Here is a 14,564-nt window from a genome sequence, read left to right on the forward strand (position 1 = left end):
GAAAGGAGCAATCTTCAGAGCGCCGGGACCTGGGCGCTCACCGCCGTGCCGCCGCCCGGCGTGCTCTCGATCGACAGCGTCCCCGCGACCCGGCGGACGCGCTGCCGCATCGCCTCCAGGCCGAATCCCGTGCCGTCGCCGCGGTCGCCGGGGCGGAAGCCGATGCCGTCGTCGACGACGTCGAGCAGCACCAGATCGTCCGCATAGGACAGCGTCACGCCGATCCGGGACGCCTTCGCGTGCTTCTCCGCGTTCGCCAGAGCCTCTTGCGCGACGCGGTAGAGCGCCTCCTCCAGATCGGGAAGCAGCGGCCGGGCGTCCCCGGTCGTCTCCGCGCGAACGGCCACCCCGGACGTCTCCGACACCCGCCGGGCCAGCCGGGAAAGCGCTTCCGGCAGCTGGGCCGCGTCCAGGGGTTCCGGCCGCAGTGCCTGCACCGCGCGACGCGCTTCACCGAGACTTTCGCGGGCAAGCACGCGAACCTGCTCCAGCCGCCGCTCCCGGTCCGGGCCGTCGGCGGCCTGCAGCTGCGTGACGATCCCGGTGAGGCCCTGCGCGAGGGTGTCGTGGATTTCGCGGGCCATCCGCTGTCGCTCGTCGAGCACGCCGGCTTCCCGCGCCTGGGTGACCAGGCGCGCGTGCAGGTCGGCGTTCTCCTCGAGCGCGGCCTCCAGCCGGACGTTCGCCTTCCGCCGCTGCTCGCTCTCCGCGCCGACGAACCACGCGGCGTACAGCAGTGGGCCGGCCATCGACAGGACCAGGACCCAGGTCGGGCTCCGCGAGTCCGAGTTGGCGGCCAGCAGCGGCAACGTCGCCGTCGCGGCCACCGCGAAGAACCCCCAGCGCGCGGGAAAGAGCACGAAGGCGAGTGGATAGCCGAAGGACGCGAAGCCCATGAACGTGTCGTCGCGCGCCACCAGCACGGTCGCGGCCGCGAGCACCCCCGCGTAATAGCCCGCGGCGAGCCACGGGTGCGTCCGCCGGTGCGGGAACAGCGGGATCAGCAGCGGCACCCACACCGCCGCGACCACCACGACGACCAGCGTGGCACCCCGGACTCCGGGGCCCCAGACCACGCACGCGGCGAGCCCGGCCAGGCCGACGCCGGTGAAGATCGGCCCCGCTACCCGTTCGCCTCGGGCGTCCAGCGCGCCCGGCACCACGCCCATCACGCCGGTGATTCTCGCAGGCTTCAGCGCCGGCGGCGGGCTCCGGCGATCATCGCGACCACCAAGGGCAACGCCACCGAGATGATCAGCAGCCGGCCGCGGGACAGGATGAGCACCGCGACCGCCAGGATGATCGCGATCGGGACCGCGCCGCGGATGAGGAACTGCTGCAGTGCGTTGTCGCCGGACATCACCGGCACCTGGGGCGCGGCGGCCCCGTTGAGCAGCGCGCTCGGGCGCGGCGAAGGCAGGTCGTCGAACAGCGGCACGAGCTCGCTGACCCGCTTGGCCGCGGTGACCTTCGCGGAGCGGGTGCCGTACTCGTCGATGTCGAGCCGTCCGGAGCGGACGTGCTCTTCGAGGACGTCCAGGGCGTCCTGGCGTTCGTCGTCGCTCAACCGCATGTCGCCCACGGTGGCTCAGCGGTCCAGGCCGCGCCGGTGGTCGCGGAAGGAGTCTCGCAGCTCGCGCCGCCGATCCCGGTCGCGCAGGTGCCGCTCGCGGCGGTCGTGGTGATTGTCGTGGTGGTGCGCGCCGTGGCCCCACATCGACCGGGCGAAGATGCTCAGCCCGATCGGGACCAGGATCAGCGTTCCGTGCAGGACGCCGGTGGCGATCAACGCGATCGTCGCGATCCAGACCAGCGGGAGGAACGCGGCGACGAACCGCTGCCCGCCGTTCCAGCCTTCCGGCGAACCCGGGTGCCGCGGGGCCGGCGCGGCCTCCTTGGCCGGCTCGGGTGCCGCGACGGCCTGCGGGGCGTCTTCGTACCGGGGGTGCGGCGCGGGCAGGTCGGCGAAGAGCTCGACGAGCTCGCCGCGCGTCTTCGCCGCGGTGATCCGCGCCGAACGCTCGCCGTATTCGTCGATGTCGATCCGCCCCGCGCTCATGTGCTCACCGAGCGCGGACAGCGCGGACTCGCGGTTCTGGTCGCTGATCCGCAGCTGCGGAGACGGGACTTCGGTCACGTAGTCGATGGTAGGCCGCCACGGGGGCGGCCCACCACGACATCTGTAACGAACTGTCCTACTTGATCTCGAGAAGCTGCGTGCCCTGCGTCACGGCGGCGCCGACCTCGACCGCAAGGCCGGTGACCGTGCCCGCTTTGTGTGCGGTGACCGGGTTCTCCATCTTCATCGCCTCGAGGACGACGATCAGCTCGCCGGCTTCGACCGTCTGGCCCTCTTCGACGGCCACCTTCACGATGGTGCCCTGCATCGGCGCGGTGACGGCGTCGCCGCTCACCGCGGCCTTGCCGCCGCCGGCCCGCTTGCGCGGCTTCGCCTTGACGGCGGTGCCGCCCCCGCCGCCGCCTTCGAGCGCGAACCCGCCGGGCAGCGACACTTCCAGGCGCCGCCCGCCGACCTCGACGACGACGTTCTGGCGCGGCTCTTCCTCGGCGGCCTCGACGTCCGGCGCCACGAACGGCTCGATCTTGTTGTCGAACTCCGTCTCGATCCAGCGCGTGTGCACGCTGAAACCGTTTTCGTCGCCGATGAACGCGGGGTCGTCGACGATCACGCGGTCGAACGGCAGCACGGTCGCCATGCCTTCGACGACCATCTCGGCGAGTGCGCGGCGGCTGCGTTCGAGGGCGTTGTTGCGATCCGAGCCGGTCACGATCAGCTTCGCCAGCATCGAGTCGAACTGGCCGCCGATCACGCTGCCGGACTCGACCCCGGAGTCGACGCGCACGCCGGGGCCGCTCGGCGCGACGAACTTCGTCACCGTGCCCGGCGCGGGCAGGAAGCCGCGGCCGGCGTCCTCGCCGTTGATGCGGAACTCGATCGAGTGGCCGCGCGGCTCGGGGTCCTCGGTGATCCGCAGCTTCTCGCCGCGCGCGATGCGGAACATCTCGCGGACGAGGTCGAGGCCGGTGGTCTCCTCCGAGACCGGGTGCTCGACCTGCAGGCGGGTGTTGACCTCGAGGAAGGAGATGGTGCCGTCGGTGGCGACGAGGTACTCGACCGTGCCGGCGCCGTAGTAGCCGGCTTCCTTGCAGATCGCCTTCGCCGACTCGTGGATGCGCTTGCGCTGCTCGTCGGACAGGAACGGCGCGGGCGCCTCCTCGACGAGCTTCTGGTGCCGGCGCTGCAGCGAGCAGTCGCGGGTGCCGACGACGATCGCGTTGCCGTGCTGGTCGGCCAGCACCTGCGCCTCGACGTGGCGCGGCTTGTCCAGGTACCGCTCGACGAAGCACTCGCCGCGGCCGAACGCGGCCACCGCCTCGCGCGTCGCCGACTCGAACAGCTCGGGGATCTCTTCGCGGGTGCGCGCGACCTTGAGGCCGCGGCCACCGCCGCCGAACGCGGCCTTGATGGCCACCGGCAGGCCGTGCTCGTCGGCGAACGCGACGATCTCGTCGGCGTCCTTGGCGGGCTCCTTCGTGCCCGGGACCAGCGGCGCGCCCGCGCGCATCGCGATGTGGCGCGCGGTGACCTTGTCACCGAGGTCCCGGATGGCCTGCGGGCTCGGCCCGATCCAGGTCAGCCCGGCGTCGAGGACGGCCTGGGCGAAGTCCGCGTTCTCGGAGAGGAAGCCGTAGCCCGGGTGCACGGAGTCGGCACCGGCCCGCTTCGCCGCGTCGAGCAGCTTGTCGGAGTTGAGGTAGCTTTCGGCCGCCGTGGTGCCGCCGAGCGCGAAGGCCTCGTCGGCCAGGCGCACGTGCGGTGCGTCGCGATCCGGATCGGCGTACACCGCCACGCTGGCCAAGCCAGCGTCCTTGGCGGCTCTGATCACGCGTACCGCGATCTCGCCCCGGTTGGCGACCAGGATCTTGGTCACCGGACCACCGGTGGATTCGCCGACCTGCTCGGCCACCCCGCACCTCCTGCGTCCCGACAGCTGCATTGCTGACCGCCTTCGCGGTACGGGGGAGTCTACGGACCTGACGTCGGGAGTCCCTTGAGTGAGAGCTGAACCACGCTCAGACGTGGTGACGCAGCTCCTGGGGCAGCGGCGAGTCGAGCACGATGACGTCGTATGGGTTCGCCGCGTGGACCTTCGGCAGGTGCTCGGTGTTGACCAGCACCCACGGCTGGTGCTCGCCGCAGCAGTCGATCAGCCGGTCGAGCGCGGTGAACGCGACCAGCGCGGTGCGGCCGTCCGGCGTGCGGCGCAGCTCGATCGACGCGCCCTCGGTCGCGGCGCTGGCCGGGCCGGTCGGCAGGTAGAGGGCGGGGGGAAGGTTCGGGTTCGTCACCCGGACAACATAGACGGACACGCTCCGCTAAGCCGGGGTGCCTCGGACGGGTGCCCGGCCGGGGGATTTCGGCCACACGCGGCCGGGCCGCTGCCCACACACAGTCGCGAGGCGGCTTACGCTCTGTCTCATGCGGACTTCGGCGGCGCGCACGCCCCGGTCGGCGCTGCTCACCGCGGTGCTGGCCGCGGTGGTGACCCTCGGCGCGATCGCCGCGGTGTTCCTGCTGCGCCCACGCCCGGAGGCCCCCGCCGACGTGGCCGAGCCCGCGGCCGCCCCGGTGGCGCCGGTGGTGACCTGCGGCGGCGGCCCGTGCCGCCAGCTCGCGGCGATGACGGTCGGCGGGACGCCGGTGGTTCTGCTGGCCGACGCGGCGGGCGGTTCGGCGCGGGTGCGCGTCGGGCCCGAGCCGGGCACGGTGTTCGACCTGTCGATCGCCCAGCTCGGCGTGCGGCTGGACCAGAACTCACTGCGCTGCATCGACGGCGCGGCGCCGACGTGCCTGGTCCGCGGCGACGTCGGCGACCAGGGCAACGCGGCGTACGGCGAACTGCTCGTCGCGAGCGGGGGAGTCTGGCGCGCGCCGGGCAAGCCGTACTTCGCGGACGCGGGGACGCTGGCGCTCTACGACGTCACGGCCGACGGCCGCCCGGACGTGATCGTGGTCCGCCACGACTGCCGCGGCGCGGATTCCGGCACCGCGAAGTGCGACGCGGCGCCGGTGCTGGGCCAGGTGTACGACCTGACGGGCAAGTCGGTCGGCTGCACCCGCCGGTACACGGCGCCGTCGGACCTGCGCGGGTGGCCGGACATCCGGCTCACCCGCGCCGACCTCCGTGCTTGCCCGTCTTGACGCCGGTCAGGCGGGGGCGGGTTCCGTGTGCCGGGCCTCGGTGCCCTCGTCGCTGTGCTCCGGGTTGTCCGTCGGGGCGTTGAGGACCTCGTCGTCGAGGAGGCCTTCGCCGCGCGCGACGATCACCGGCACCGCGATCTGGCCGGCCACGTTCGTCGCCGTCCGCATCATGTCCATGATCGGGTTGACCGAGTAGATCAGCGCGAGGCCGACCGCCACCTGCTTCGCGTCGAGGCCGATGAACGACGTCGTCAGCGTGAAGGCCGTCAGCCAGCCCGTGGTGCCCGCCGTCGCCAGCGCGCCGACCACCGCGACCACGACGATGCCCACGTACTGCCAGAAGTTCAGCGACACCCCGGCCAGGTTGGCGACGAAGATCGCCGCGATCGCCGGGAAGACCGCCGCGCAGCCGTCCATCTTCGTCGCGCTGCCGAGCGGGGTCGCGAAGGCCGCGTACGCCGGCTGGACGCCGAGGTTGACCGCGGACTGGCGGGTCAGCGGCAGCGTCGCGGCCGAGGACTGCGAGGCGAACGCGAACTGGATCGCCGTGCCGGCCTTCGCGAAGAACTTCAGCGGGCTGACCTTCGCCACGAACTGCAGCAGGATCGGGTAGACGACGAACAGCACGAGCAGGCAGCCGACGTAGACCGCGAGCGTGGTCGAGAACAGCGGCCGGAACAGCGCGTCGCCGTAGTTGGAGACCGCCGCGCCGATCAGGCCGATGATGCCGATCGGGGCCAGCCGGACGATCCAGCCGAGGTAGCGCTGGATGATCTCGAAGACGCTTGTCGTGAAGTCCACGAACGGCTTCGCCTTGTCACCCAGGCTGTACGCCGCGGCGCCGATGACCAGCGCGAGGAAGAGGACCTGCAGCGTCTCGCCGTCGGCGAACGCTTTCACGAAGTTCTCCGGCAGGAGCCCGTCCACGAACGCGCTCCACGAGCCCCAGTGGTCGACGCTGGCGGCGGCCTTGTCGGCGTTCTTGGCGGTCGCCGTGACGCCGCCGAGCCCGCCCGAACCCGGGTCGAAGAGCCGGCCGACGGCGATGCCGATCAGCGACGCGATGAACGACGTGATCGCGAACCACAGCACCGTCTTGCCGCCCAGGCGCGCGGCCGTGCGGCCGCCGCCGAGCTTCCGGAGGCTGTTGATGCCGACCACGATCGCCGTGAAGACCAGCGGGATCACCGCGATCTGCAGCAGCGTGGTGAAGATGGTGCCGATCTGGTCGAGGAGATCGGTCAGCCAGCCGGCCTCGGTCTGCCGTGCGACGACGCCCAGGAGGGCGCCGACGACGAGCGAGCCGAGAACCGCGGCCGCGAACACCCGCGGCTTGGTGTATGTCCGTACGAAAGACACGGGGCGACTCCGGTGCTCGAAAGTTTCCTGTTTTGCCGGGTAAAGAGAACGTTAGGCAAGGCAGGACTCTTCCGGATCACCCGTTCGTGTGGCGCCCTTCTCAGGATGCGGGAGGCCGCCAGAGATCCACGACACTCACGCCGACCTCGGCCAGCAGCCGGCGCGTCAGCGGCAGGCTGATGCCGATGACGCTGGTGTGGCCGCCGTCGAGCCCGTCGACGAACCAGCTGCCCAGGCCGTCGATCGTGAACCCGCCGGCGACGTGCAGCGGCTCGCCGGTCGCGATGTAGGCGTCGATCTCCTCGGGGCTCGGCGTGCCGAACCGGACGGTCGTCGACTCCCAGCCACTGGTCTCCTTCGCGCGCGTCCCGCCGTCGAGCCGGACGACCGCGTGCCCGGTCAGGAGTTCACCGGATGACCCCGCCATCGCGGCCCAGCGCTGCCGCGCGATGTCCGGATTCGGCGGTTTGCCGACCATCTGCCCGCCGATGTTCAGCATCGAGTCGCAGGCGACGACGACGGCGTCCGGGTGGACCGCGGCGACCTGGTCGAGGACCGCTTCGGCCTTGGCCGCGGCGAGCGCCGCGACGAGCTCGGACGGCGACGGGTCGGTCAGCGAGGCGGCGACGGCGTCCTCGTCGACGCCGGAGACGAACACGGCCGGATCGAGGCCCGCGGAACGCAGGAGGGCGAGCCGGGCGGGGGACTGGGAGGCGAGGACGAACTGCACCCGGCGAACGTACCCGGACGCTCGCTGTAATCGAATTGTGACCGGCGTCACCGGGCAAACGGAGTTAGTTTGTTGTGGCTCGCAACATATGGCGCCGGGAAGACGCGGAGGTGGCCGATGACCGTACGGGTCACGGAATCGACGCCCGTCACCAGAACGCAGTCGCTGTGGACCAGGATCCGCGCGACGAAGGGCCGGGCGACCATCCGGGCGGATTCGGCTTCGACGCCGAAGGCCGCTCGCTAGACCACCGCTCCCGCGGGGCCGTGCCGGCCTCCGCTCCGGTCCCGACACCCGGAGCGGAGGCCCGCACGTCAGGCCGCGGCGGTCTCGGGAGCCGGCGCCGGGGTCTCCCAGCGCGGCTTCACCTGCCGCAGCACGGCCGCCGAGAGCACGCCCAGCAGCAGCACCGCCATCGGCAGCAGCATCGTCACGCGGGCCGCGTCCGTCAGTCCACTGTGGACCGCATCCGACGCGAGGCGGCCGGCCTGGGCGGCGATCTCCGCGGGCAGCCCCGGCATCGGCGACGGCCCGCCGGCCGACCCGAACTCACCGGTGCTCGCCGCGGCCTTCGCGATGCCCTCCGCGAACGGCGCCCGGTACTGCTCCGGCAGCTGCGAGGCCGCCTTCGCCGCTTCGTCCGCGATGGACGAGCTCACCTGGGCCTGCAGCAGCACGCCGATCGCCGCGGAACCGAGCACGCCGCCGACCTGGCGGGACGTGTTGAAGATCCCCGAAGCCGTCCCGGCCAGCCGGGGCTCCACCGAACCCATCGTCATGTTGCTCATCGGCGAGAAGATGCAGCCGATGCCGAGCCCGCACAGCAGCAGCGCCGGGATGAAGCTCCACGGGCTGCTCGTCGGCGACGCCTGCAGCGCGATGACCCCGAGCCCGGCGGCCAGCGACGTCAGGCCGAACATCACCAGGTACTTGCCGTTGACCTTGTCCGACAGGTTGCCGACGAACGGCGCCACGATCCCCGACAGCAGCGACATCGGCGCGGTCAGCAGGCCCGCCATCGTCGGGCTCAGCCCGAGCACCGACTGGATGTAGATCACCAGCGGCAGGAACATGCCGGTCATCGCGAAACCGACCGTCGTCGCCGTGAGCGTGCCCGCGGAGAAGTTCCGGTTCGAGAAGACCTGCAGCGGCAGCAGCGGCTCGCGTTTGTTGACCCGTTGCCACACCACGAACGCGACCAGCAGCAGCACGCCGGCGCCGATGATCTCGAAGACCGTGATCCCGCCCCAGACGGTGCCCCAGTCGTACTGCTGGCCGTTCTGCACGCCGAACACGATGAGCAGCAGCGCCAGGCTGGAGAGCACGATGCCGATCAGGTCGAACGAGTGCGAGTGCTTCGGCTGCCAGTCCGGCACCAGCAGCAGCGTCATGACGATGGCGATCACGCCGATCGGCACGTTGACGTAGAAGATCCACTCCCAGCCGAGGTGGTCGACGAGCACGCCGCCGAGCAGCGGGCCGGTGATCGTCGCCAGGCCGGCGACGCCGCCCCACATGCCCATCGCCGGGCCGCGCTTGGCCGGCGGGAACAGGTGCGTGATGAACGCCAGCGTCTGCGGCGTCATCAGCGCGGCGCCGATGCCCTGCACGGCACGCGCGGCGATCAGCATCTCGACGTTGCCGGACAGGCCGCACCACAACGACGCGCCGGTGAACACGACCAGCCCGGCGAGGAACACGCGCTTCGGGCCGAAGCGGTCGCCGAGGCGGCTGGTGAACAGCATCGGCACGGCGTAGGTCAGCAGGTAGACGCTGATCACCCAGACGACGGAGTTCAGTCCGGCGTTCAGCTCGCGCAGCATGGTCGGGATCGCGATCGACACGATCGTCGTGTCGAGCAGGATCATGAAGAAGCCGAGGCACAGCGCGCCGAGCGCCGCCCACGGGTTAGCTTGTCTTGCGTTCATCGTCGTCTTCCTCGGTGATGAGCGTGAGCTTCGGTTGTTCGCAGTCCTGGAACGGGATCCGCCCGGACTTCAGGTCTTCGTGCAGGCGCACGGTCCACTCGAGCTCGAACTTGCGCTGGTCGCACTTGAACTGCCAGTCGAGCCAGTAGATGGGTGGCGTCCGGTCCTCGGCGAGGCGCTCCAGCACGGCCTGGTCGGCCGCGACGGCGGCGCGCAGCCGCGTGATCCGGTGTTCGAGTTCGAGCAGCGACGTCTCCTTGCCGAGCTCGTCGATCACGGCGAGCCCGGACAGGTACGCGGGGAACTCGTCGGCGAGGTCGCCCAGCAGTTCGCGGCCGCGCTGGTTGAACTCGTCCAGGCCGGACTGGGTCATGCCGTAGACGGTCCGTTCGGGCCGCCTGCCGTCGCGCTGCGTGTCGACGACCTCGAGGAAACCGCTGCGCTGCAGGCGTTCCACGGTGTGGTAGAGCGACCCGGCCTTCACGTTGACGCGGGTGCTGACGTACCGCTCGCGCATCAGGGAGGCCATCTCGTACGGGTGCATGGGTTTCTCGTGGAGCAGCTCCAGCACGGCGAGGCCGAGTGGGGTCAGCTTGGCCGAGGCCATGATCGTTAGTCCCTTCGGATGACTCCAGGTCGTTTATTCCACGTGGACTATACGGCGCAGACTACTGCCCGGTCCACGGTCATTCCTGTGACGGTCCGTACACAGCGTGAAGGCCCCCATGATCCCGTCATGGGGGCCTCCGCGGCTTCTCTCAGAACGGCCAGTCGGCGTTCTTGCCCGCCTCGAGCAGCGGAATCATCCGGAACCCCTGGTCGGTGAGGCCGCCGAACGTGTGCCGGTGCGCGGTGCCGGACGGCGCGTGGCCGTACCGGTAGCCGGCCAGGTTCCACGTGTACAGCGGCACGTGCGCGGGCAGTGACTGCCCGACGTCCCCGAAGCCGGCCTGCTCGTCGGTGAGGATGACGACGCGGTCGTGCTTCGCGAAGTGCTTCCGCAGCGCGCCGGCCGTGTTCGTGCCGCCGCCGAGGAAGAACCCGCCGGACTTCCAGCGCTCGACGTCGCTCAGCAGCGAGCCGCCGCGGCGCAGCTTGAACACCTTGGTGCGCGGGCCGCCCAGCAGCCGGTCCGAGAACGACACGACGTCCGCGTCCGCGCACCGGCGGCCCAGGGCGAGGCCGAAGACCGCGGCCGCGTCCCAGCGCATCAGGGTGCCGTCGCGGCTGAAGCCCATGTTCATCGACGCCGAGGTGTCGACGAGCACGAGCGTCCGCCCCGGCAGTTCCGGCACGTTCGCCAGCGAATGCGCGATCGCCTGCTCCAGCGCCCAGCCCCACCGCAGCGACGGCGCGGCCCGGTAGGCCGAGAGGAACCGCATCGGCAGCTGCCGCGACTTCGCGACCTGAGCGGGATCGGCCAGCCGCGCGGCGACCCGCTGCGCGACCTCGTCCGAGACGCCGGCCTCGTCGAAGTTCCTCAGGTTCCGAAGAAGCGCCATGTAGCCCATCGACGGGATCAGCGCTTCCCAGACGCGCGCGTCGAGCGGACCCTGCAGCCAGCCGGCGACCGACTCCCACGTCATGCCGGCCGCGCGGAGGACGTCTGCGGCGTCCGGCTGCGTGAACAGCTCGCGACGGCGCGGAACGTCCCACGCGGTCAGCTCGGCGCGGGCGCGCAAGACCCCGAGCGCGTCCGGCAGCGGGTTCCCGCGGTCGTGGCGCTCGTCGAGGATGTGCTTGTACAGCGCGGCGTCGCCGTTTGCCGGGTGCGTCAGCTCGAGGACGTCGGCGAAGCGGAACGCCCGCGCGGCCGAGTCCCACTTGACGTACGAGCGCTCGTTGTAGAGCTTCCGGGCCGCGTCGGCCACGCCGCGCTTGACCGGCTTCGGGATGTTCTTGCCGTGCACGGAAGTCCAGTAGGCGAGGAGTTCCCCGGGCTCGTCGGCCCGCTGCAGGACGTCGGCGACGACCTGGCGGCCGAGCCCGTCGAGCCCGGCCTCGAGGCGCGCCTTGGCGAACTCGGCCGCGCCGACGAGCGACGCGGTGCGCAGGTTCGCCTCGGTCCGCAGCCAGCGCAGGAACCGCGCCGTCCACTGTGGATCCTCGAGGGTCGCGGCGTGGACGAGCGCCGTGTAGCGGGTGTCGCGCTCGCCGGCGGACTCGTAGAAGGTGTGCTCCCCGACCATGTTGGCGACGGCGAGCAGGAAGAGCTCGGACCGGGCGTCCCGCGCGTAGCCGGCGCCACCTTCGTGGGTGACAGCGGACGGCGTGGCCTCACCGAGCACCGGCGAAGTCGCGGCAGGCGCGCGGGCGGTGTTGAACTTGCTCATTTCTCCCCCTCGTGATGGGGGAGCCGCGGCCACGGCGATGCCCGAGATCGAAGTCGGTGAAGGTACGTTTGCTGCTCTGCCAGGCTGAGCTACCGGACCGTGGCCCGGGAGGGATTCGAACCCCCGACCTGCCCATTACAAGGAAGTAACCCTCGCCTGCGCACCGGACATCGGTGTGGCCGCGGCTCCCGAGATCTTTCCCGCACCGGGAGTGCGTTCGTGTGCCCGAGATCGAAGTGGTGAAGGCTTTCGGGAGTCGAACCCAAGGGATACCAGAGAAGTAACCCTCACCGCCGCACCGGGCGAGACCTACGTTAGCCGCCCGCTCGCCCCGGCGGAAACCGATTTTCCCTGACGAGCGACCCGTACTATAGTTGGTATAAGCGTACTAAAATACAGGTGAGGGCGATGGAGCTGAACAGGCCGCTGGCCACAGTGACTCCGACTTTGGACGGCGACGTGCTGGGTGTCCTGGCCGGCTTCGACGGGACGTTCACGACCGGTCAGCTGCACCGGGTCCTGGGTGAGCGCTCGGAAGAGGGGATTCGGAAGGTCTTGCAGCGGCTCGTCCGGCAGGGCGTAGTGCACGCCGACCGAGTCGGCAACGCTTTCGCCTACCGGCTCAACCGCGACCATCTCGCCGCGGAGCACATCGTCGGATTGTCGGATCTGCGGGGAAAGCTGCTGGGGAGGATCGAATCCGCCCTAACGGCCTGGCAGGTTCGGCCACAGTACGGCGCCGTGTTCGGTTCGGCCGCTCGCGGCTCCATGGTCGCCGAGAGCGACATCGACCTTCTCTTGGTCCGGCCGGACGGTGTGGACGAAGATCGCTGGGCCCTTCAGGTCGACGGCCTGGCTGCCGATGTTTCCCGGTGGACGGGCAATGACGCCCGGATCCTCGAGTTCACCGTGGCCGAGGTCGCGGCCCGTGGCCGCGACGAGCCGGTGCTGGCCGACGTCCTGCGTGATGGCCTGACCGTGGCCGGTCGTCACGCCTGGCTGGCCGGGCAGATCCGGAAGAGAAAGAGCTGAAGTGCGCACCAAGAGATGTAGCCCCGAGGTGTTGCGGGGCCGCCTCGCGAAGGCGGAGCAGTTCTGGGAGGTGGCGGGCCTCGTGCGTGACCTCGCCAATGAACAGGATCCCAGCGAGATCGGGGACGCGTACGTGACCCTTTGTGTGCACGCGGGTATCGCCGCCGCCGACGCGCTGTGCTGTGCCGGTCTCGGCGAGCATGCGCAGGGTGAGAACCACAACGACGCGGTGCAGCTCTTGGCGAAGGTGGACGCGGAGGCGAGCCGCGCCCTTCGCGCCTTGCTGGGGTTGAAGACGAAGGCCGGCTACAGCCACACCTCGGCTACGGCGGACGAGTTCAAGCGCGCGGGCCGAAGTGCCGAAGCGCTCATCATGCGAGCCCGCCGGCGTGTGATGAGTTAGCGCTCCTTTGTAGTTCGTGCTAAGAACTATGTATAGTCAGTTCGTAGCACGAACTAAAACTGGGAGGAATCATGACGCACTTCGGCATCGGAGTGTCCACCGCCGTCGCCGCGGTAGCCGGCACTCTGGAACTCGCCGTCCAGGCTGATCGCGCCGGGCTCGATCTGCTCACCGTGTCCGATCACCCGTACCACGCCGACCGGCTGGACGCCTACGCCGAGCTCGGGGTCCTGCTCGGGCGGACCGAACGGATTTCCGGCCTGGTCAGCGTCACCAACCTGCCGACGCGTCCGGCCTCGATGCTCGCCCGCACCGTCACGTCGTTGAGCGCCCTGACCGGCGGCCGGATCGTGCTCGGGATGGGCGTCGGCGGGCTCTGGGACGACATCGCGCGGCTCGGGTTCACCAAGCTGACCCCCGGTCAGGCCGTCCGCGCGTTCGAAGAGGGCATCCGGCTCGTCAAACTGCTCGGCGGAGGCGGTGACCCCGTCAGCTTCGACGGCGAGTTCTACCAGGTCACGAACCTCGACCCCGCCGCGGAGAAGATGCCGCCGGTGTGGACGGGCTCGGTCGGGCCCAAGTCGCTCGCCGTCACCGGGCGCGTCGCCGATGGCTGGATGCCCGGCCGCGCCGCCGACTGGCTCAGCGAGCGCTACCGCACCTCGCGGCCGATCATCGACAAAGCCGCGGTCGACGCCGGGCGCGACCCCTCGGACATCGCGACCGTCTACAACTTCCCCGGCCGCATCACCGAGAAGCCGCTGCCGGCCACCCGCACCGACGACGGACGCTGGATCGGCGGCTCGCCGGACCAGTGGATCGAGGAGCTGACCGGCGCGGTCCTGGAGCACGACGCCGCCGGGTTCGTGCTGTTCGGGCCGGGTGGCAGCACGCCCGACGAGACGGCCGCCGCGCGCTGGGCCGGGGAGATCGTGCCCGCCGTGCGGGAAGCCGTCGCGAAGTAGGCTGGGGCGATGGGGAAACACGGGGAGGACCTCGGCGTCGTCGCCGGGCTCGTGCGGGCGTCGTTCCTGGTGAACGCCGTCTACGCCGAGTCGGCCCGCGCGTACGGGCTGACCGTGCAGCAAGGACAGCTGCTGTGCGTGCTGATGGGCCGGCCGTATGGAATGGGCGACCTCGGCGCGACGCTCGGCCTCGAGAAGTCCAGCCTGACCGGCCTGGTCGACCGCGCGGTCCGGCGCGGCCTCGTGCGCCGCGAGCCGGACCCGGACGACCGCCGCGCGGTGCAGGTCGTGCTGACGGCGGAAGGCCGCAACCTCGCGGAGGACTTCTACGCGGCGACCTGCCGGCGCGTCGACGACCTGGCCGCCGGCCTGCCGGCGGCGGACCGGGAGAAGCTGGCCGCGTTGCTGGGCCAGGTCGTGCGCGAGAACGAAGTCCCGACCGTGTTCCTCGACGCCGTACAGCGCTGAGGTGTCAGCGGGGACGCAAGTGGTGCAGCAGCTTGAGCACGCCGGAGCCAGGAAGCCGGGGGCCGAGTTCGGCACCCGGCCTTGATGATTTCGACCTGGCTTTCCGGCGGAGCTTCCCGTTG

General features: G+C 70.8%; 15 protein-coding genes. 5 read left to right on the forward strand and 10 right to left on the reverse strand.

Annotated features, from left to right (window positions below; translation table 11 throughout):
• Positions 1-14: 14 nt before the first annotated feature.
• The 5 genes from QSK39_RS37495 to QSK39_RS37515 all read right to left on the reverse strand — a co-directional run bounded on the left by QSK39_RS37495 (position 15) and on the right by QSK39_RS37515 (position 4,371).
• Positions 15-1,169, reverse strand: a complete 1,155-nt coding sequence (locus QSK39_RS37495; protein ID WP_285482858.1) for a sensor histidine kinase — start codon at positions 1,167-1,169, stop codon at positions 15-17.
• A 23-nt stretch (positions 1,170-1,192) separates the two neighbouring features.
• Positions 1,193-1,582: a DUF1707 SHOCT-like domain-containing protein gene (locus QSK39_RS37500; RefSeq protein WP_285482552.1), complete on the reverse strand. Its 390-nt coding sequence runs from the start codon at positions 1,580-1,582 to the stop codon at positions 1,193-1,195.
• A 6-nt stretch (positions 1,583-1,588) separates the two neighbouring features.
• Positions 1,589-2,137 carry a DUF1707 SHOCT-like domain-containing protein gene (locus QSK39_RS37505; RefSeq protein WP_285482553.1) on the reverse strand — a complete coding sequence of 183 codons (549 nt, stop codon included), beginning with the start codon at positions 2,135-2,137 and terminating at the stop codon, positions 1,589-1,591.
• A gap of 58 nt (positions 2,138-2,195) precedes the next feature.
• Positions 2,196-3,989, reverse strand: a complete 1,794-nt coding sequence (locus QSK39_RS37510; RefSeq protein WP_285482554.1) for an acetyl/propionyl/methylcrotonyl-CoA carboxylase subunit alpha — start codon at positions 3,987-3,989, stop codon at positions 2,196-2,198.
• 106 nt (positions 3,990-4,095) lie between these two features.
• Positions 4,096-4,371: an SAV_915 family protein gene (locus tag QSK39_RS37515; RefSeq protein ID WP_284748046.1), complete on the reverse strand. Its 276-nt coding sequence runs from the start codon at positions 4,369-4,371 to the stop codon at positions 4,096-4,098.
• Between the two features lie 130 nt (positions 4,372-4,501).
• On the opposite strand from QSK39_RS37515, the gene QSK39_RS37520 reads away from it, so the two are divergent.
• On the forward strand, positions 4,502-5,224 hold the full coding sequence (locus tag QSK39_RS37520) for a hypothetical protein (protein WP_285482555.1): 723 nt from the start codon (positions 4,502-4,504) through the stop codon (positions 5,222-5,224).
• A gap of 6 nt (positions 5,225-5,230) precedes the next feature.
• On the opposite strand, the gene QSK39_RS37525 is transcribed toward QSK39_RS37520, so the two are convergent.
• From QSK39_RS37525 to QSK39_RS37545, 5 genes are all read right to left on the reverse strand, one after another.
• The gene (locus tag QSK39_RS37525; RefSeq protein ID WP_285482556.1) at positions 5,231-6,583 is read right to left on the reverse strand and encodes a dicarboxylate/amino acid:cation symporter; all 1,353 of its coding nucleotides are present in this window, start codon (positions 6,581-6,583) and stop codon (positions 5,231-5,233) included.
• Positions 6,584-6,683: 100 nt separating this feature from the next.
• A complete protein-coding gene (locus QSK39_RS37530; protein WP_285482557.1) occupies positions 6,684-7,313 on the reverse strand; it encodes a Maf family protein in 630 nt (209 codons plus the stop codon).
• A gap of 314 nt (positions 7,314-7,627) precedes the next feature.
• Positions 7,628-9,241: a DHA2 family efflux MFS transporter permease subunit gene (locus QSK39_RS37535; RefSeq protein WP_285482558.1), complete on the reverse strand. Its 1,614-nt coding sequence runs from the start codon at positions 9,239-9,241 to the stop codon at positions 7,628-7,630.
• Positions 9,222-9,848 (reverse strand): PadR family transcriptional regulator, encoded by a 627-nt coding sequence (locus tag QSK39_RS37540; RefSeq protein ID WP_285482559.1) that lies wholly within the window; start codon positions 9,846-9,848, stop codon positions 9,222-9,224. Before QSK39_RS37540 ends, QSK39_RS37535 begins: the two co-directional genes overlap by 20 nt.
• Positions 9,849-9,999: 151 nt before the next feature.
• On the reverse strand, positions 10,000-11,574 hold the full coding sequence (locus QSK39_RS37545; RefSeq protein WP_285482560.1) for a TROVE domain-containing protein: 1,575 nt from the start codon (positions 11,572-11,574) through the stop codon (positions 10,000-10,002).
• A gap of 408 nt (positions 11,575-11,982) precedes the next feature.
• On the opposite strand from QSK39_RS37545, the gene QSK39_RS37550 reads away from it, so the two are divergent.
• The 4 genes from QSK39_RS37550 (at position 11,983) to QSK39_RS37565 (ending at position 14,442) form a co-directional block, all read left to right on the forward strand.
• Positions 11,983-12,606, forward strand: a complete 624-nt coding sequence (locus QSK39_RS37550; protein WP_285482561.1) for a nucleotidyltransferase domain-containing protein — start codon at positions 11,983-11,985, stop codon at positions 12,604-12,606.
• Between the two features lies 1 nt (position 12,607).
• Positions 12,608-13,009 (forward strand): hypothetical protein, encoded by a 402-nt coding sequence (locus QSK39_RS37555; protein WP_285482562.1) that lies wholly within the window; start codon positions 12,608-12,610, stop codon positions 13,007-13,009.
• Between the two features lie 71 nt (positions 13,010-13,080).
• Positions 13,081-13,974 (forward strand): LLM class flavin-dependent oxidoreductase, encoded by an 894-nt coding sequence (locus QSK39_RS37560; RefSeq protein WP_285482563.1) that lies wholly within the window; start codon positions 13,081-13,083, stop codon positions 13,972-13,974.
• Positions 13,975-13,983: 9 nt separating this feature from the next.
• Positions 13,984-14,442 (forward strand): MarR family winged helix-turn-helix transcriptional regulator, encoded by a 459-nt coding sequence (locus tag QSK39_RS37565; RefSeq protein WP_285482564.1) that lies wholly within the window; start codon positions 13,984-13,986, stop codon positions 14,440-14,442.
• Positions 14,443-14,564: the final 122 nt, after the last annotated feature.

Origin of the sequence: Amycolatopsis sp. NBRC 101858, assembly GCF_030269325.1 — a bacterium.
In the GTDB taxonomy this organism is placed as follows: Bacteria; Actinomycetota; Actinomycetes; order Mycobacteriales; family Pseudonocardiaceae; genus Amycolatopsis; species Amycolatopsis ponsaeliensis.